General features: G+C 66.6%; 17 protein-coding genes. 5 read left to right on the top strand and 12 right to left on the bottom strand.

Going from position 1 to position 16151, the window contains the following annotated elements; genetic code table 11:
* Positions 1-138 precede the first annotated feature (138 nt).
* The gene (locus tag KBY75_RS13340) at positions 139-1029 is read right to left on the bottom strand and encodes a carbohydrate ABC transporter permease (protein ID WP_255024254.1); all 891 of its coding nucleotides are present in this window, start codon (positions 1027-1029) and stop codon (positions 139-141) included.
* Between the two features lie 37 nt (positions 1030-1066).
* On the opposite strand from KBY75_RS13340, the gene aroB reads away from it, so the two are divergent.
* Entirely contained in the window at positions 1067-2170 is a 1104-nt protein-coding gene (aroB, locus tag KBY75_RS13335; RefSeq protein ID WP_255024253.1) for a 3-dehydroquinate synthase, read from the top strand.
* Here aroB and KBY75_RS13330 read toward each other — a convergent pair.
* From KBY75_RS13330 to KBY75_RS13315, 4 genes are all read right to left on the bottom strand, one after another.
* A complete protein-coding gene (locus KBY75_RS13330) occupies positions 2167-3486 on the bottom strand; it encodes a Rieske 2Fe-2S domain-containing protein (protein ID WP_255024252.1) in 1320 nt (439 codons plus the stop codon). The two genes, aroB and KBY75_RS13330, sit on opposite strands and share 4 nt — an antisense overlap.
* A 64-nt stretch (positions 3487-3550) precedes the next feature.
* Positions 3551-4363, bottom strand: coding sequence for an ABC transporter permease (locus KBY75_RS13325; protein ID WP_254936644.1), 813 nt, complete (start codon positions 4361-4363; stop codon positions 3551-3553).
* Positions 4360-5094, bottom strand: a complete 735-nt coding sequence (locus tag KBY75_RS13320; RefSeq protein ID WP_255024260.1) for an ABC-2 family transporter protein — start codon at positions 5092-5094, stop codon at positions 4360-4362. Before KBY75_RS13320 ends, KBY75_RS13325 begins: the two co-directional genes overlap by 4 nt.
* A gap of 50 nt (positions 5095-5144) precedes the next feature.
* Positions 5145-6137, bottom strand: a complete 993-nt coding sequence (locus tag KBY75_RS13315) for an ATP-binding cassette domain-containing protein (protein ID WP_255024259.1) — start codon at positions 6135-6137, stop codon at positions 5145-5147.
* A gap of 201 nt (positions 6138-6338) precedes the next feature.
* On the opposite strand from KBY75_RS13315, the gene KBY75_RS13310 reads away from it, so the two are divergent.
* The gene (locus KBY75_RS13310; RefSeq protein ID WP_255024251.1) at positions 6339-7037 is read left to right on the top strand and encodes an SDR family oxidoreductase; all 699 of its coding nucleotides are present in this window, start codon (positions 6339-6341) and stop codon (positions 7035-7037) included.
* Here the strand turns inward: KBY75_RS13310 and KBY75_RS13305 are convergent.
* Positions 6997-8175 carry an SAM-dependent methyltransferase gene (locus KBY75_RS13305; RefSeq protein WP_255024250.1) on the bottom strand — a complete coding sequence of 393 codons (1179 nt, stop codon included), beginning with the start codon at positions 8173-8175 and terminating at the stop codon, positions 6997-6999. The two genes, KBY75_RS13310 and KBY75_RS13305, sit on opposite strands and share 41 nt — an antisense overlap.
* 47 nt (positions 8176-8222) lie before the next feature.
* Here KBY75_RS13305 and KBY75_RS13300 point away from each other — a divergent pair, with 47 nt between their 5' ends.
* Entirely contained in the window at positions 8223-9044 is an 822-nt protein-coding gene (locus tag KBY75_RS13300) for a TPM domain-containing protein (RefSeq protein ID WP_255024249.1), read from the top strand.
* A gap of 5 nt (positions 9045-9049) precedes the next feature.
* On the opposite strand, the gene KBY75_RS13295 is transcribed toward KBY75_RS13300, so the two are convergent.
* From KBY75_RS13295 to KBY75_RS13285, 3 genes are all read right to left on the bottom strand, one after another.
* A complete protein-coding gene (locus tag KBY75_RS13295) occupies positions 9050-9811 on the bottom strand; it encodes a glycoside hydrolase family 104 protein (RefSeq protein ID WP_255024248.1) in 762 nt (253 codons plus the stop codon).
* A gap of 201 nt (positions 9812-10012) precedes the next feature.
* Positions 10013-11086 (bottom strand): hypothetical protein, encoded by a 1074-nt coding sequence (locus KBY75_RS13290; RefSeq protein ID WP_255024247.1) that lies wholly within the window; start codon positions 11084-11086, stop codon positions 10013-10015.
* Positions 11080-11982 (bottom strand): TIGR04168 family protein, encoded by a 903-nt coding sequence (locus tag KBY75_RS13285; protein WP_255024246.1) that lies wholly within the window; start codon positions 11980-11982, stop codon positions 11080-11082. The genes KBY75_RS13290 and KBY75_RS13285 overlap by 7 nt, the downstream gene beginning before the upstream one ends.
* 47 nt (positions 11983-12029) lie before the next feature.
* On the opposite strand from KBY75_RS13285, the gene nadA reads away from it, so the two are divergent.
* Positions 12030-12983, top strand: a complete 954-nt coding sequence (gene nadA, locus KBY75_RS13280; RefSeq protein WP_255024245.1) for a quinolinate synthase NadA — start codon at positions 12030-12032, stop codon at positions 12981-12983.
* Positions 12984-12994: 11 nt separating this feature from the next.
* Here nadA and KBY75_RS13275 read toward each other — a convergent pair whose 3' ends face one another.
* From KBY75_RS13275 to KBY75_RS13265, 3 genes are all read right to left on the bottom strand, one after another.
* Positions 12995-14077 carry a class I fructose-bisphosphate aldolase gene (locus KBY75_RS13275; RefSeq protein WP_255024258.1) on the bottom strand — a complete coding sequence of 361 codons (1083 nt, stop codon included), beginning with the start codon at positions 14075-14077 and terminating at the stop codon, positions 12995-12997.
* A gap of 291 nt (positions 14078-14368) precedes the next feature.
* Positions 14369-14809, bottom strand: coding sequence for a TA system VapC family ribonuclease toxin (locus tag KBY75_RS13270; RefSeq protein WP_255024244.1), 441 nt, complete (start codon positions 14807-14809; stop codon positions 14369-14371).
* Entirely contained in the window at positions 14809-15057 is a 249-nt protein-coding gene (locus KBY75_RS13265) for a ribbon-helix-helix domain-containing protein (RefSeq protein WP_254936340.1), read from the bottom strand. The genes KBY75_RS13270 and KBY75_RS13265 overlap by 1 nt, the downstream gene beginning before the upstream one ends.
* Positions 15058-15164: 107 nt before the next feature.
* Between KBY75_RS13265 and KBY75_RS13260 the strand changes: the two genes are divergently transcribed.
* Complete coding sequence (locus KBY75_RS13260; protein WP_255024243.1) at positions 15165-16151, top strand: ligase-associated DNA damage response exonuclease; 987 nt, start codon at positions 15165-15167, stop codon at positions 16149-16151.

The following is a 16151-nucleotide window of genomic DNA, read 5'->3' as shown; positions in this document are numbered from 1 at the left end:
AGCCAGATGATCCCGAAATGAGCCGATAGAGCCAACAATTTCCGGCCTCAGAGGCAAATCAAGGCCAAAGGCAGCTTTGCCCGGTCTCAAGAGGCACTTAACTCCCTGTTGCCCAGAGCTTCCCTAGTAACAGGCTCTTCAAGTGAGGCCGCGATCACCGGCGAAGAGATAGCGCACCAAACTCAGCATCAGGACGATCAAAAACAATGCCAAGCCAATCGTGCAGGCGTAGCTGATCTCCAGCTCGGCAAAAGCCTGGTCGTAGACGTAGTAAACGAGGGTGCGGGTCGAATCGGCAGGGCCACCTTGAGTCATTAAAAAGACCTCTTCGAACACCTTGGTAGCTGCAATTGCGGAAATGACCGCCACCAGGGTGATGTAGGGCCGCAGCAGCGGCAGGGTTATATCCAGGTGCTTTCGCAAGCCCTCACTGCCATCGAGGGCCGCTGCCTCGTAGAGATCGGGGGAGATGCCCTGCAGCCCGGCCAGAAAGATCACCATGTAGTAGCCGAGGCCCTTCCAGAGGGTCACGAGCATCACTGAGGGAAGGGCCAGCAGCGGCGATGTGAGGAAAGCGATGGGATCAAAGCTCCTGCCCAACAGGGCGGTGAGCCAGCCGTTAATCAGGCCGTTTTCGGCATAGATCCAGCGAAAGGCAATCGCCGCCACCACGATCGACACCAGAACCGGGGTGTAGAAGGCAGCACGAAACCAATGGATCGCCGGCAGCTGGCGGTTGACCAGCACAGCCAGGGCTAGGGCGCCGACCACGATCGGGGGCACCACTCCCAGCAGATACAAAAAGGTGGTGCCGGTGACCCGGAAAAACATCGGGTCGGCCAGCAGGCGCCGGATATTGGCCAGACCAACGAAGCGCAGCGGCTCGCTGACATCGAGGCCGGCCTGGCTGAAGCTCATAACCAATGCCATCGCTGCCGGAATCAGCACCGACAGCCCGATCAGCACCAGGGCAGGGGTCAAAAAGCCCCAGGCCGTGGCGGTGCGCTTGCGGAGATTGGCCTCGCTCATGCAAGGCAAAGTACCTGGGCTGAAGGATGATCGCCCTATGGATCTGCAAACGATCAGGGTGGAGCTGCAGGCTGCCCCCTACCCGGTGATTATCGGCTCGGCAGCCTTGCTGAGTCTGGGCGACCAGATTCGGGGCCTGGGCTTTAAGGCAGGCACCAAGGTGCTGCTGGTGACCAACGCCGTGGTGGAAGCCCACTACGGCGCCACTGCCCTGCAAAGCCTCAGCGCGGCTGGGCTTGATGCCAGCACCCTGGTGATCGAGGCGGGAGAAGATCAGAAAACGCCAGCAACCGTGGGCCTGATCCATAACGCAGCCTTTGCCCGCCGGCTGGAGCGGGGCTCGCTGATCGTTGCCCTTGGCGGTGGCGTGGTGGGCGACATGGCTGGATTTGCTGCCGCCACCTGGCTGCGGGGCATTGCCGTGGTGCAGGTGCCCACCACCCTGCTGGCCATGGTGGATGCGGCGATCGGCGGCAAGACCGGCGTCAATCACCCCGGCGGCAAAAACCTGATCGGCGCGTTTCACCAGCCGCGCCTGGTGCTGATCGACCCCAGCAGCCTTGCCACCCTGCCGGAGCGGGAATTTCGCGCTGGCATGGCCGAGGTGATCAAATACGGCGTGATTGGCGACCCCGAGCTGCTGGCCGAGCTGGAGGCATGCGGCGCCCAGCTGGCCAGCTTGACCACATTGCCAGCCGAGCTGCTGCAGCGAATCCTGGTGCGCTCCGCCGCCGCCAAGGCGAAGGTGGTGGCCGCCGACGAAAACGAAGGGGGCCTGCGGGCGATCCTCAACTACGGCCACACCCTGGGCCACGTGGTGGAGACCCTCTGCGGCTATGGCACCTACCTCCATGGCGAAGCCGTTGGTTTGGGCATGCTGGCGGCCGGCGAAATCTCCCTGGCCATGGGCCTATGGAGCGCTAGCGACCAGGAGCGCCAGCGGGCCGTAATCACCGCCGCAGGTCTGCCGCTAGCCTGGCCAGCCCTCGATCCCGACGCCGTGCTGGCCTGCCTGCAGGGCGACAAGAAGGTGCGGGAGGGTCAGGTGCGCTTCGTGCTGCCCACCGGCATCGGCAGGGTTGAGATCCGCAGCGACGTCAGCGAAGCAACGATCCTCAGCGCGCTCGCCAGCTGCGCCTAAAGGGCGTTGCGAGGTGGGTGGCCGTCGCCGCGCAATAGCTGGCGCTCCCAGCGGTTTAGCTGCCGCAGCAGCAGGGCGCTGCCGCCAAGCAGCACCAGCAGGGTCAACCGGGCCGTCAGCCCGGGCAGCCAGGCCGCCAGCAGCAGCTCCACCCCCAGGGCCAACAGCACTAGCGGCCGCCAGCGGCGTATTTGCCGCAGGGCACCGGAGCAGGCACGGCAGTGGCGGGTGTGGCTGTCGTAGCGATCCATCAGGGCTGTCCGACCCAGCCGGGGCGGCAGGGCGGAGCCTGGGCATGGCTGGCCGGCAAAATCCTTGACCCATTTGTGCAACGCCCGCACGTAGATGTCGGCGCCGGTGGGCAGGAAGCTCGCCTGGCTTTGAACCCGTTCCTGCCAGTGCAGAAACACCTGGTCGTCTTCGAGCACGGTGTGGTTGCCGATGTGCTGCAACCACACCGGCCGAGCCCGCAGCAGGAGCCGGGGCAACACAGAGCGGAACTGAAACGGGAAGCGGGCAAACAAGCGGCATTCCCCAGCCCGGATCGGCGTGGCATACACGACCGTGAGGAAGCGGGCAAATCCCTTCGCCGTGAGGTCGTGCCACATCAGGCCCGGCGCCTGAAAGGTGGTGAACTGACTGCCCAGGCGCCCCCGGCGCGGGCCCTCGGGCCAAGTGGCAGTGAACCCCTCCGGCCCGAAACTGGTCAGCTCAGCTACCACTGGAGCGGCGTTCTGGCGCTTACCAACTGTTCGGTGGTGGGTGAAGGGCACATGGCTCACATCGAGCACGTTCTCCAGCAGGGTGAGGGCATCCATCGGCAGATCGCGGAAGGTGTCCTGCACCAGCCAGCCGGGTTCCTCGAGCACGGGCACCAGCGGCAGGGGCACCGCCTCAGCCGCTACCGGGTCGCCGGCAAACACAAACAGCAGCCCCTGGGCGCTGGCTGTGGCATAGCGGCGGCAGGAGCTGAGTGGGTTGGCGCCGATTGCGGCTTCGGCCTGGGGGATCGCGGTGCAGCTGCCCTGGGCGTTGAAACTCCACCCGTGATATGGGCACTCCAGCTCACCCCTTTCGTTGAGGCGGCCTTCGCTCAAGGGCACGAGCCGGTGGGGGCAGACGTCGGCAAAGGCGCACCACTGCTGGCCTACAGCGTCCCACCAGAGCACCAGATCCATCTCCAGCAGGGTGAAGGCCGTGGGGCGGCGAGGATCGAGATCCTGCAGATAGGCCACCGGATACCAGCGCTGCAACCAGTGCTCCTGCCTGATGCTGGTACCGCTGGCGTAATCAATAACAGGAGCGGGGATCACCATGAGCGGCGGCAGCAACTGGGAATAGCCGATGGCTCGATGATGGCGCGCTGACGCGCGGCTCCGCTCAACTAGAAGCAGAGGTGTAGAAGCGCTGGGCGTAGCGCCACAACAGGCGACTGGCCACCAGGCACAGCCCGGCAGCCAGCAGCGAACCCAAAGCCCAGATGGCTGAACCCCGCCCCAGCAGCGCCTCAGCGGGCACGGTGGTGAGAAAGGCCACCGGCAGCACAAAGGTGAACAGCAACCGCAGCGCCGGCGGATAGGCACTCACCGGGTAGCGGCCCGCCACCAGGGTGTAGCGCAACACCTCGGTGGCATTCCACACCTTCACAAACCAGATGCTGAGGGCCGCCAACACAAACCAGAGGCTGTAGAGAATCACCAGGGCTGCAAACAGCAGCGCCAGCGAGAGCAGCACGGGCCCAGCCGCCGGCAGGCCGGATGGAGCCCCAGGACCCCTGTTCAGCAGGGCCCAAGCGATCAGGCCAAAGCCAGCCAATATTCCTGGCAGCCCCCAGGGCGACACGGTGCGGGCCGACAGCCAGAACTGGCTATCAATTGGCTTGAGCAGCACGTAGTCGAGGGTGCCGGTCTGCACGTGGTTAACGATGCGGCTGAGGTTGGGCTGCAGCACGCAGGTGGTGAACCCATCCAGCAGCGTGTAGAGGCCCAGCACCACCAAAGCGCCACTCCAGCTCCAGCCCCCCAGCTGGGGCCCACCACCAAACAGCAGCTGCAGCACAAAGACGCTGCCGGCCAGGTTGCCCAGCACCGACAGCAGCTCGATCCAGGCATTGAGCGGGTATTCGAGTTCGGCCGCCAGGGAGGTGCCCCAGAAGCAGCGCAGGCTGCGCCAGTAGCGCGCAAACTCCCTCACGCGCCCATCGCCGAGTAGCGGCGCAGGCCGGCCCGCCACAGCCAGTGGCCGATCGGCAGCAGCAGCAGGCACCAGGCGGCGATCGCCCCAAAACCCAATGCCACATTCACCGGTTCGCCGGCCAGCAGCCGGGCGGGGAAATCCACCATCCAGGGGAAGGGCGTGGCCAGGGCCAGCCGCCGCACCGCTGGAGGAAAGGTATCTAGGGGTGCCACCAGGCCCGATAAAAACAGATAGGGAATCATCAACAGCCGATCGAGGGCCACTGCCCGCTCACTCCAAAAACAGAGGGTGGTAACAAGCACCTGCAGCAGAAAGCGCAGCAGAAAGGCCGCCACAATCGCCAAGATCCCCAGCAGCAAAGCCCCCGCCGACGGCAGCCACAGCAAGCCGGGCGCCGCCAGCCCCACCACCAGCAGCATCACGGCCACAAAGGGAATTCGCGACGCCTGTTCACTGAAATGGGCCGCCAGGTATCGCCAGAGCGGCGAAAGCGGCTGCAGCAGGAAGGGCGACAGGCGGCCCTGCAGGGCGTCGTCTTCGAACACCTGAATCAGCCAAACCACCGTGAACTGCCGCACCACAAAGGCCGCCAGGAAGTAGTGGCTGAGCTGCTGGGGGGAGAGGCCAGCCGCCGCCGCCGCGCCCGAGCCGCTCCAGACGCCGAGCATGATCAAGGGCAAAACCCCTGATAGGGCCCAGAGGGCAATCTCGGCCCGGTATTCGAGCATCAGCGCGTACTGACTACCCAGCAGCGCCCGCGCCACCCGCCACGCCCAGCTCACTGGGAGACCTCGGAGTTTGAATCGCGCTGGCGGAACAAGCCGCCGATCAGCTCCTCCACCGGCGGATCACTCACCTCCAGATCCACCACCGCAAAGCGCTCCAGCAGCGCCGCCACCTGCTCGGCGAGCTGGGCCCGCGGCACCAGCAGCCGCACCAGATGGCCCTGATGGGCTTCGAGCTGGCCAAAACCGGCAAAGGCCTCCGGTGGATGGAGGTCGGCAAGCTCCAGCCGCACCTGGCGGCAGGGGGCCAACCGCTGGGTGAGATCGGCGAGGGAGCCATCGTGGAAGAGCTGGCCCTGGTGGATCAGCAGCACCCGCGGGCAGAGGGCCGTGATGTCGCCCATGTAGTGGCTGGTGAGCAGGACGGTGGCGCCGGTCCGACGGTTGTAGTCGGCGAGGAAATCCCGCACCCGCGCCTGGGCATTCACATCCAGACCCAGGGTGGGCTCATCGAGAAACAACACCGCCGGCTCGTGCAGCAGAGCCGCCAGCAGCTCGGCCTTCATCCGCTGACCCAGGGAAAGCTTGCGCATCGGTCGCCGCAGCTCCTGGCCCAGCTCCAGCATCTCGGCGAGTTGGCCTATGCGCCGCTGGGCCTCCGCCTCCGCAATGCCGTAGACCGCGGCATTGACCCGCAGCGAATCGAGGGCGGGCAGGTCCCAGATCAGCTGCTGGCGGTTGCCCATCACCAGGGTGATCTGGCGCAAGAAGCGGGCCTGACGCCGATAGGGCTGGTGGCCTGCCACCTCCAGCTCGCCGCCGCTGGGATGGATCAGGCCGGTGAGCATCTTCAAGGTGGTGGTCTTGCCGGCGCCGTTAGGGCCCAGGAAGCCAACGATCTCCCCCGGCTCGATCGTGAAGCTGATGCCATCCACCGCCAGCACATCGCGATGGCGCCGCCGCAGCAGATGCTGGATTGTGCCGGCCAGGCCAGGCTGCTTCTCGCTGATTCGGTAGGTCTTGCTCAACCCACTAGCGCGAATGATTGGCCCTGCCACAACGTTTTGCCATCCAGCTCACCGTAGGCAGCCAGCTGGGCTGATTAGGGATTAGGCACCGCACACCCGCAGCCTCCAAGACGATGACCAGCGCTGACTATCAGTGTGCTGGCCCTGGCTGAAGCGCAGCCTGCTGCCAGCTAATCCGCCAAACGAGCAACATGGAGCTGTGGTGGTGGAGATGCAGCGATGAGCCTGGTGGCAGTGACGGGAGCATCCGGAAAAACCGGTTGGCGGGTGGTGGATGAAGCCTTGAAGCGGGGCCTGGCGGTGCGGGCGATCGTGCGGCCCGGCTCCGTGCTGCCAGCGGCCCTGGCCGAAGCAGAGCAGCAAGGGCGGCTCGATGTGCGGCGACTGGATCTCAGTGCCACCGAGGCCTTGCACGCCGCCCTGAGCGGCTGTGACTCCCTGGTGATCGCCACTGGCGCCCGGCCATCAGTGGATCTGGCCGGCCCCCTCAAGGTGGATGCCTTCGGGGTGCGCGACCAGATCCACGCCTGCCAGGCGGTGGGCTTGAAGCGGGTGGTGCTGGTGAGTTCGCTCTGCGCCGGTCGCTGGCAGCACCCCCTCAACCTGTTTGGCTTGATCCTGGTGTGGAAACGCCTGGGCGAGCGCTGGCTTGAAGAAAGCGGACTCGACTGGACCGTGGTGCGCCCCGGCGGCCTCAGCGAGGACGACAGCCGCAGCGAAAGGGAGGGGGTGGTTTACTCCGGCCCCAACCAGCAGGAGAGCAGCAGCCTGCCCCGCCGCCTGGTGGCCCGGGTGTGCCTAGAGGCCCTGGAAACCCCCGCCGCCAGCGGTCGGATCATCGAAATCACCAGCAGTCCCACCCAGCAGCCCCAAGCCCTCAACCAGTGGCTGGAGTCAGCGATCCCGGCTCCCGGCTGAAGCTGGGCAGCTCCGGGGTCCCACCCCGGCCGTAGGCCAGCCAGCGGAAATCCCCCAGGGCCACGGGATCCACCAGCCGCAGCAGGGCCTCGCGTCGGGCCAACACGGTGGCCAGGGCAACCGGGGCTTCCTGCTGCAGGCCGTGCAGGCGCTCCGCTAGGCCGAGGGCCAACAGGGCCTGACCCTGGCGGCACTGGCCTAGGGGCTGCCAGCCACTGGCGGCGGCTGCGGCATCGACGCTCTCGATACATAGGTGGGCGGTGAGATCCCAGGCGCCTGGCTCCAGCAGCGGATCGCCGCTGGCCTGCTGGCCCCGGTAGGCCATCAAGGTGCCGCCAGAGCGCTGGGGGGCGTAGTAGCGCCAGGCCTCTAAGGCGTAGTCGATCACCAGCAGCTGGCCCTCGGCCACAGCTGCGGCGCACTCGCCAAGCCAGGGGGCCAGGCCAGGATGCAGCTCGCTGCACCAGCCGGGCGGGCGCTGGGGCGAGGGGGGCAGGAGTCCGAGGGGCTCGAGTTGGGCGGCCGCTGCCGGCTCCAGGGGCGCGCCGGGCTCCAGCCGCAGCGAGAGCTCCGCCTCAGGGCCCTCGTGCAGCGCCACCATTTGCTGGCGCCAGAGCACCCCGTCCCACTCGATCCGCTCCACCGCCAGGGCATCGAGCACCTCATGGGCGAGCACCACACCACGCAGCGGTGAGGCCGCCAGGTCCGCGAAGCTGGCCCAGCGACAGGGCAAGGGGCAGTCCTGCAGCAGGGCTCGCTGACGGGCCGCCATGCCCTCGTTGGGCTCCACCAGCACAAGCTCAAGCTGCTGGGCCAGCTGGGGCCAACCCGCCACCAGGGCCTCGGCCAATTGCCGGGCCAAGCAGCCCTCGCCTGGCCCGGCCTCGACCAGGGCCAGGGGCCCGGGACCGGCCGCCAGGGCAGTAAGCCACTCGGCCAGCTGGGGTGCCAGCAAAGCGGCGAAATCTGGCCCCAGGGAGGGGGCGGTGGCGAAATCCCCCGCCGGGCCGATGCGCAGCCGGCCAGACCCATAGGCGCCGTGCAACGGATCGTGCAACACCCATTCCATGTAGGTGCGGAAGGGCACCGCCCCGCCGGCGGCCTCGAAGCGCTGCAGCAGCCAGGCGGGCAAGCTCACGTTCAGACGCCTGCTCAGGGAGAATGCATCTTCGCTGAGGCTGGTGAATGGGTCGCGCTTGGAACGCCGTGCTGCCTGCGCTGGTGTCGCTGTTGCTGGTGTTGGCCTGCTGGCTGGGTGTGGGCATCGCTCCGGCCCAGGCCTACGACAACCCCGACCTCCTACCCGACCACCCCACCCCGGTGATCGACCTGGCCAAGGCCCTAACCGATGGTCAGCGCATAAGCCTGGAAGAAAATCTCACCCGCTTCGAGGCCGATACCGGCTGGAAACTGCGGGTGCTCACCCAGTACGACCGCACCCCAGGCCAGGCGGTGAAGGACTTCTGGAACCTGGACGAACGCAGCCTGCTGCTGGTGGCCGATGAGCGCGGCGGCAACCTGCTCAACTTCAACGTGGGCGATGCCCTGTTTGCCTTGATGCCCCGCACCTACTGGGTGGAGCTGCAGACCCGCTTCGGCAACCAGTACTACGTGCGCGACAACGGCCAGGACGCCGCCATTGTCGATGCCCTTGCAGCGGTGGAAATTTGCTTGGAGCGGGGTGGTTGCCAGGTGGTGCCGGGCCTGCCGCGCGAGCAGTGGCTGCTCACCCTCTCCACTTCCGTGCTCGGCGGCCTGGTGGCGGGCTTCGCTTCCTATCCGCGCAAAGAGGGTCGCAAGGTGGAGTGGGCCTGGGTGCTGCTGCTCTCACCTTTGTGGCTGATCCTATTTGGCGCCCTAGGGCTGGGCCCAATCCTGACCCGCACCAACGACCTGCTGCCGGTTGCCCGCAACACCCTGGCCTTCCTCGGCGCAGCTCTCGGCGCTTACCTAATCGCCGGAGCCACCGTGGGTAAGGCCAGGCTCAAAGATGCCGACCAAGGGTAAGAAATTCAGCCGGGATTTTGGCTGCGGCTGCGCGGTCCCAGCTTTTCAAGCGCCTCGAGCTGACAGCGCAGGGAGCCCGCCGGCGCGCAGGCGGGCTTGGTTTCAACTTTGGCTGTGACCAGGGACTGCTGATCGCGCAGACGGCTGAGGTTGTCGTCGTAAAAGCGCTTGAGGTCGTGGAAGCGCTTCACCGGCTGGCCGTAGAAGCTGCGGCCGGCGAGGGTGGGGAAGCTGGCCCACTCGGGGGCCAATTTGGCCGCCAGCAGCGGCGAGAACACGCCTTGATCAGCCAGGGCTAGGGCACCACGACGCTGGATTAGGTAGATGGCGCCCTGGTCTTGGACCTGGGGGCCAAAGGCCGCGATTCCCAAGGAGCGCGAAACCATGTTCCAGGTGAAGGGCATGAACTGGTAAGCACCCGCCGCGGCACTGGCATAGCGGGCAGTGCGAACCACCCGGTCGGGATGGCGCTCCAGGGAGGGCATCAGGCCGCCACCAAACATGATCCGGTAGCCGATGTCGTCGCCATCGGCCCAGGTGCCTTCGGCGTAGCGAATGGTGTTGAGCAGGGCGCGGCGCTCAGCCGTGATCGCAAAGATCCGTACCGGCGGTGGGGGCAGGGCCAGAGCCGTGGGGAAGCTTGGCTGAGAGGCCCCAGAGACTTGGAGCTCCTCGGAGGCCTGGGCTACCGGAGCAGCCAGGGAGAGGGTGCCGAGGCCTACGGCCAAGGCCAGGGCGGATCGAAAACAGGTGCTGGGCAAGGTCATACCGGAGCGGATCAAACGGCAGACCGCCTGCAGGCGGCCAAATCTGAAATGCGAAGAAAAGATTTGTTCGTGCCAATTTGCCTATCAATCCACCCAGACACGATGGAGTTAGTGCCAATCACACAAGTGTCTACCGGTGTCAACAACTACAGCAAACAGTTCAGATCACTGTGACCCAGGTAATTTGCGCCTGATTTTTGACTAAAACGAACGGCTCACTACAAAAGCTGCCAGCGCCTCGGCCGCCTGGGCCGCGCCATCGCTAGCCAATGGCTCACCAGTGGGGGGCTGCAAGGGCTGGTCGAGCTGCCAAGCCCCCTGGCGGGCCTGCTCCTGGCTGAGCAGCCGATGCCAGCCGTGGCGCACCAAAGCCGCCTCCAGCACGGGCGCTTCGGCAAAACCTTCGCGATGCACCAAATGCACCCCCACTTCGGCGCTCAAGGCCTCGCAAAAGGAGCTGTATCCGGGCTTGGTGATCAGGCGGGCGCAGTGCCCCAAAACCTCCAGCGGCCGCACCCCGGCAGGCAGCAGGCGGCAGTTGGCTGCTGTAGCCAAACGGGGATCGGGACTAACAAACACGTGATCGGGCCAGAGCTGCAGCAACTGCGGATCCAAGTCGTAGCCCATCCCCCCAAAACTCACCAGCACACAGCGTTCACGCTCGTCCGGCAACTGCAGCAGCCTGGCCAGGCTGCCCGGCTCAAGCCGGGGGCTACCGGCGGTGAGTCCAATCGCCAGCTCGGGGATTCCCCAGTCGATCGGCATCGCCAGGGGGCAGCGCAGCAGCAGGTCGCCCTGGCGGTAGGCCGCCAGGCAGCGAGCGGCCCAGGGGCTGAAAGCGGCACCCATCGCCCCGTAGATGGCTTCCCAGCCAAAGCTGGCCAGCCAGATCAGAGGCGCCCCCAGGCCTCGAGCCAAGGCCGCCGCCGCTGGAGGCACGTCTGCAAGCACAAGCAGCGGCATCGCTTGGGCGGCCAGCCAGGCCTGCTCAGCCGCCAGCTGGGCGGGCAGCTCAGCTTCCAAGGCCGATAAGGCAGCCAGGGTTGCCCCAGCGTCGACCCCTAGGGCATCGGCCTGCACCACGCCTACATCCCAACGACAGGGTCGGTGTTCAAAGGGCACGGGCCCCAGGGCGGAGCGCAGAAAGGCCTCAGGTAGGGCCGTGGATAACACCAAACGCCAGTGGGGCCGCAGCCCGTGCAGGGCGGTTAAAACTGAGGCGGTGCGGGAGCCATGGCCAAAACCATGGGCACTGACGCAGGCATAAATCAGCACGGCGTCAGTTCGGGAGCTGGGTTGGCTGCCGGGTTGGGGGCCGTCCAGAGGCGCTCTTCGTACAGCAGCTCACCACCCAGGCCAAACCAGCGATGGCTGGCGCTCACAACCTCCTGGCCCACCAGCTCCACCCAGCTGAAATGGCGCAGGGCCTGGCCGGCGCCATCGGTGCCGTGGCGGGGAACGCAGGCGGTGTTGAGGTAAGAGGTGCCGGCCCGGTCGCGGCAGAAGCTTTGGCGATCCCCCTGGCCGCGCCTAAGGGCGTGGTGCATGTGCCCAAACACCACCAAGGGCACCGGGCGGTTGAGGCGGATCTGGCGGATGGCCAGGGCTAGGTCGAGATCACCCCAGTCGCAGGCGGGTGGCTTCCAGTCGCGGCCGCAGGGAGAGGCGGCATCGCTGCCGAGTCCGGAGGGGCCGCTATGGCTCAACAACACCAGGGGCCAGTCGGGGGGTGCGGTGGCGGCGGCGGCCGTGATCCGATCAGCCGACTCCTGCAAGCTCACCGGGCCGAAGGCAGCCTGCACCGCCCGAGAAAGCTTGAAACCGCCGCCGGCGGTAGCCGGCCGCCCCCCAACCACCGCCAGATCCGGCGGGCTCAGGGCTCGCATTTTCCAGCCGCAGTGAACCTCCCCCAGCAGATCGATCTGGTGCTGCAGCGTGCGCCCAGAGGCGTCCTTGCCGGTGTCGTGGTTGCCAAGGATGCAGGCCACCGGCATGGGCAGTTGGCGCAGCAGGGCCGGAATCCGCTGCTGACCATCGCTGAGGTCGCCCACCACGAGCAGCGCATCGGGGGCCAGGCAGTCCAGCAGCGCATGGTCGCTGTGGTCCCATTCACCATGCAGGTCTCCGGCGATGGCAATGCGGAGCGTTTTCCCCCCGCCGGATACCACCATCACTGCTGCCTAGGCTCATGCCATCCTGCATCAGCTGAGGCCCCCGGTTGGTTTTCACCGCCACCCAGAACTACGCACCGCACGATCTGCCCGCCGCGATCAGCGCCCTGAAGCAGGAGCGCAAGGCCGTGATCCTGGCGCACTACTACCAAGACGAAGCCGTTCAGGACATCGCCGACTTCATCGGCGACTCGCTGGAGCTCTCGCGCAAGGCCGCCGCCACCGACGCCGAGGTGATCGTTTTTTGTGGCGTCCACTTCATGGCGGAGACCGCCAAGATCCTCAGCCCGGCCAAAACCGTGCTGCTGCCAGATCTGGAAGCCGGCTGCTCGTTGGCGGATGCCTGCCCAGCCGAGGCGTTTGCCGCCTTCCGCGCCGAGCACCCCGACCACATCGCCGTGAGCTACATCAACTGCTCAGCGGCGGTGAAAGCCCTCAGCGACCTGATCTGCACCAGCAGTAACGCGGTGGATCTGGTGAAGCAGCTGCCAGCCGACCGGCCGATCCTGTTTGCCCCCGACCAAAACCTGGGCCGCTGGGTGCAGCGCCAAAGCGGCCGCGAGCTCACCCTCTGGCCAGGCAGCTGCATCGTGCATGAAACCTTCAGCGAGCAAGCCCTGCTGCAGTTGAAACTCGAGCACCCGGAGGCTGAGGTACTGGCCCATCCCGAGTGCCAGCAACACCTGCTGGACTTGGCCGACTTCATCGGCTCCACCAGCGCCCTGCTGCGCCGCGCCGAGGCCAGCCCGGCCACCAGCTTCATCGTGCTCACCGAGCCGGGGATCCTGCACCAGATGCTGCTGAAGCTGCCCCATAAGACATTTTTCGAGGTGCCCGGCGCCGACGGCTGCAGCTGCAACGCCTGCCCTTACATGCGTCTCAACACCCTGGAAAAAGTGTGGCAGAGCCTCGATCGAATGGAGCCTGAAATCGTGATGGATGAGGCGCTGCGGCTAAGGGCCCTGGCTCCGATCGAAAAGATGCTGGCCATGAGCCGCTGAATCAGTCGCCGCTAATAGCTGTAGTTGGCCACAAACAGGCTGGTGTCGTCGGAGGGCTCACTGCCGGGCTCGTAAGCGCCCCGGCTGGCGGCAGCGTTAGCGCGGGCTCGGGCGAGCAGGGCGGCCTGACCAGCCTGCAGTTCGCTGCCGCCCCAATGCTGCAGACAGGAGTGCTGCAGGGCCCGGCCGTAGGAGAAGCCCAGGTGCCAGGGGGCGTACCCCTGAGCGGCCACGTGATTGATGGCGTTGAGGCAAAGACTGGCGTCTTCTTCACTCAGGCCGCCACTCAGAAACAGAATCGCCGGCACCGCCGCGGGCACGGTGCGCCTGAGGGTGCGCACGGTGAATTCACCCACCTCCTCTGCGCTGGCCTGCTCGGGGCATGAGGCGCCCGGGCAGGTCATCGAGGGTTTGAGCAGACTGCCCTCAAGGAAGACGCCGTTCATCGCCAGGGCCTCGTAGGTGGTGCGCAGCACCCACTCCTGCACCGAGGCGGTGGTGGTGATGTCGTGGTCACCATCCATGAGAATCTCTGGTTCCACGATCGGCACCAGGCCGTGCTCCTGCACCGTGCGGGCGTAGCGGGCCAGCCCCCAGGCGTTCTCACGCACCGCCAGCTCCGAAGGCGCGCCGCTGGCGCTGATCTGCAACACGGCGCGCCACTTGGCGAAGCGCGCCCCGCGGGCGTAGTAGCGGGCGGCCCGCTCGCCCAGACCCTTGAGGCCAGTGCACCAACTCTCGCCGTCCAAACCACCGGCCAGGGGTTCCACGCCCTGATCCACCTTGATGCCGGGCACGATGCCCTGCAGTTGAAACAGCTCCACGAGCGGCGCGCCACCGGCCGCCGCGGTGCTGTCTTGAAACAGGGTTTCCTCGTAGAGGATCACCCCGGAGATGTGCTTGTTCAATCCCTCGGTGGTGGCCAGCAGGGTGCGGTAGGCGCGCCTGTGCTCCTCGCTGTTCTCCAGGCCGATGGCCGCGAAGCGCTTGCCGATAGTGCCGGTGGATTCATCCGCCGCCAGCAGGCCCGTGCCCGGTGTCGCCAGGGCCGCAGCGGTGGCGGCGAGCTCATCGCGGAAGTCGTTGAGGGCCATGGCGGCAACCGGCGGGCCATCCCTGGCTAGTCGCGGCACCGCAAACCGTCAACCGTGGTGGGGAGCAGGGAGTTCGCCGCCAGGGCAGATGCCTGAACAGAGAAGTCGCGTTAGGCAAGGCTTCCTATGGCTCCTGCTAGGGCTTGGCACCTGGAAATCGGCTCCGGGTGAAGTGGGAGCCGCGCTGGATCAGCACCTCCGCTTGGTGGATGGATCGTTCTGGCTGCTGGAGGGCAGCCCGTGGTCGCTGCAGACCCTCTGGGACGAAGGCTGATCAGCGCTCCCCAGGGGCTATTCGCAATCGATGATGCAGAGATGGCCGGCACCGGCTCCTGGCACCGCATCGAGATTGATGCGTTGATCGAAGCTCACAAAACGGCCGCCATGGTGCGCGGCCAGGGCCAGGAGATAGGCATCGGTGATCTGGCGTGGCCCCAGCAGGCGCTCCCAGCGGATCAGTCCTGCCTCCAGCAGGCTGATCGGCTCTGGCCAGAACCGGTGACTGGGATCGCGGCAGGCTTCTGCCAAGCGCTCAGCTACCTGGGCGGTGGGCTGAGCGTTGGGATAGGCCGGCTGGGTCATGATCCGCACCACTCCGTTCTCCGTGATCGGACAGGTGGCCCAGCCGTGGTGAAACTCGCGCTCGAGCCAGCGAGTGGCCGCACGATGCAGCAAATGGCCCTGATCCAGCAAGGCGATCACCACGTTGATGTCGAGCAGGGCGGGAGCCATCAGAGGCCTGCCTCATCCCGCAGGCGATCGATCGTGTCGTTGGTGACCACCTGACCGCGGGCAGGGAACGGCCGGAAACCCGCAATTCCAAGTGCTTCAGCCGCTGGGGGCTGGGCTGAATCCCCGGTGCCAGTGAGGGCGGCACGCAGCAGCAGCGACACCATCTGACCGGCCGAGGTGCCTTGACGGCGAGCGAGCTCCTTGGCTGCCGCCAGCACGTCGTCTTCGATATCCAACGTGGTGCGCATCAGACCACAACGGACCAGAATTAAATCTTACATCAAAGAATCAGCGCATCACGGCATCAGCGGCAATGGGCCTGCTGAGGTGCCGTGATCAGGTGCAGGATGGGCCGATGCCCCTCCCCACCGGCAGCCTGCTGGAGCACACCCCCCAGGGGCTCTACTGCCGGGCGGCGGCGGCCTGGATCGATCCCGTGGGGCCGGTGCCTCGGGCCCTGATCACCCACGCCCACGCCGACCACGCCCGGCCCGGCTGCGGCGAATATTGGGCGGTGGGCGCCAGCGAAGCAATCCTGCGACAGCGCCTGGGGGCCACGATCAACCTGATCCCGGTCGACTACGGCGCCCCCCATCGCATTGGGGAGGCGCGGGTGTCGTTTCACAGTGCCGGGCATGTGCTGGGCAGCGCCCAGATCCGGCTGGAGGCAGGCGGTGAGAGCTGGCTGGTGAGCGGCGACTACAAGCGCTGCGCCGACCCCAGCTGCGCCCCGTTTGAGCCGGTGCAGGCAGACGTATTTATTACTGAAGCCACCTTCGGCCTGCCGATCTATCGCTGGCAGAGCGGCGCCGAGGTGGCCGGCGAGATCCTGAGCTGGTGGCAGGCGGCGCCGGAGCGGCCCTCGATCCTGTTTGCCTATGCCTTCGGTAAGGCCCAGCGGCTGCTGGCGGAGCTAGCCGCCATCGGTGTCAAAGACGAGATCCTGTTGCACGGCGCCGTGGAAGCGCTGATGCCGGCCTACCGGGAGGCGGGGGTGCGGCTGCCGCCCACCCTGCCGGTGAGCGCAATCGCCAAGGAGGAATCGCTGGCGGGCCGCCTCGTGATCGCGCCGCCCTCAGCCCACCGCTCGCTGTGGATGAAGCGCTTCAAGCTGCCGCAAACGGCCTTTGTGAGCGGCTGGATGGCCGTGCGCGGCGCTCGCCGCCGCCGCGGTTATGAGCGCGGCTTCGTGCTCTCAGACCACGCCGACTGGCCCGGCCTGATCCAGAGCGTCAAGCAGAGCGGCGCCCGGCAGGTGTACGTGACCCACGGCAACAGCGACGGCCTGGCCCGCTACCTGAGCGAGGTGGAAGGGATCAGCGCCGAACCGCTAGGGGACTGA

Source organism: Cyanobium sp. T1G-Tous (assembly GCF_024345455.1).
Taxonomy (GTDB): domain Bacteria; phylum Cyanobacteriota; class Cyanobacteriia; order PCC-6307; family Cyanobiaceae; genus Cyanobium_A.
This window is presented reverse-complemented; position numbering and strand designations above follow the sequence as displayed.

Bases quoted from the DNA above. Each gene is read 5' to 3' on its own strand.
- KBY75_RS13320 (WP_255024260.1), bottom strand. From the start codon at position 5,094: ATGCTCGAATACCGGGCCGAGATTGCCCTCTGGGCCCTATCAGGGGTT.
- KBY75_RS13285 (WP_255024246.1), bottom strand. From the start codon at position 11,982: ATGGTGGTATCCGGCGGGGGGAAAACGCTCCGCATTGCCATCGCCGGA.
- aroB (WP_255024253.1), top strand. From the start codon at position 1,067: ATGGATCTGCAAACGATCAGGGTGGAGCTGCAGGCTGCCCCCTACCCG.
- KBY75_RS13270 (WP_255024244.1), bottom strand. From the start codon at position 14,809: ATGGCTCCCGCCCTGCTCGACATCAACGTGGTGATCGCCTTGCTGGAT.
- KBY75_RS13340 (WP_255024254.1), bottom strand. From the start codon at position 1,029: ATGAGCGAGGCCAATCTCCGCAAGCGCACCGCCACGGCCTGGGGCTTT.
- KBY75_RS13330 (WP_255024252.1), bottom strand. From the start codon at position 3,486: ATGGTGATCCCCGCTCCTGTTATTGATTACGCCAGCGGTACCAGCATC.
- KBY75_RS13275 (WP_255024258.1), bottom strand. From the start codon at position 14,077: ATGGCCCTCAACGACTTCCGCGATGAGCTCGCCGCCACCGCTGCGGCC.
- KBY75_RS13265 (WP_254936340.1), bottom strand. From the start codon at position 15,057: ATGCGCACCACGTTGGATATCGAAGACGACGTGCTGGCGGCAGCCAAG.
- KBY75_RS13260 (WP_255024243.1), top strand. From the start codon at position 15,165: ATGCCCCTCCCCACCGGCAGCCTGCTGGAGCACACCCCCCAGGGGCTC.
- KBY75_RS13310 (WP_255024251.1), top strand. From the start codon at position 6,339: ATGAGCCTGGTGGCAGTGACGGGAGCATCCGGAAAAACCGGTTGGCGG.
- KBY75_RS13295 (WP_255024248.1), bottom strand. From the start codon at position 9,811: ATGACCTTGCCCAGCACCTGTTTTCGATCCGCCCTGGCCTTGGCCGTA.
- KBY75_RS13300 (WP_255024249.1), top strand. From the start codon at position 8,223: ATGGGTCGCGCTTGGAACGCCGTGCTGCCTGCGCTGGTGTCGCTGTTG.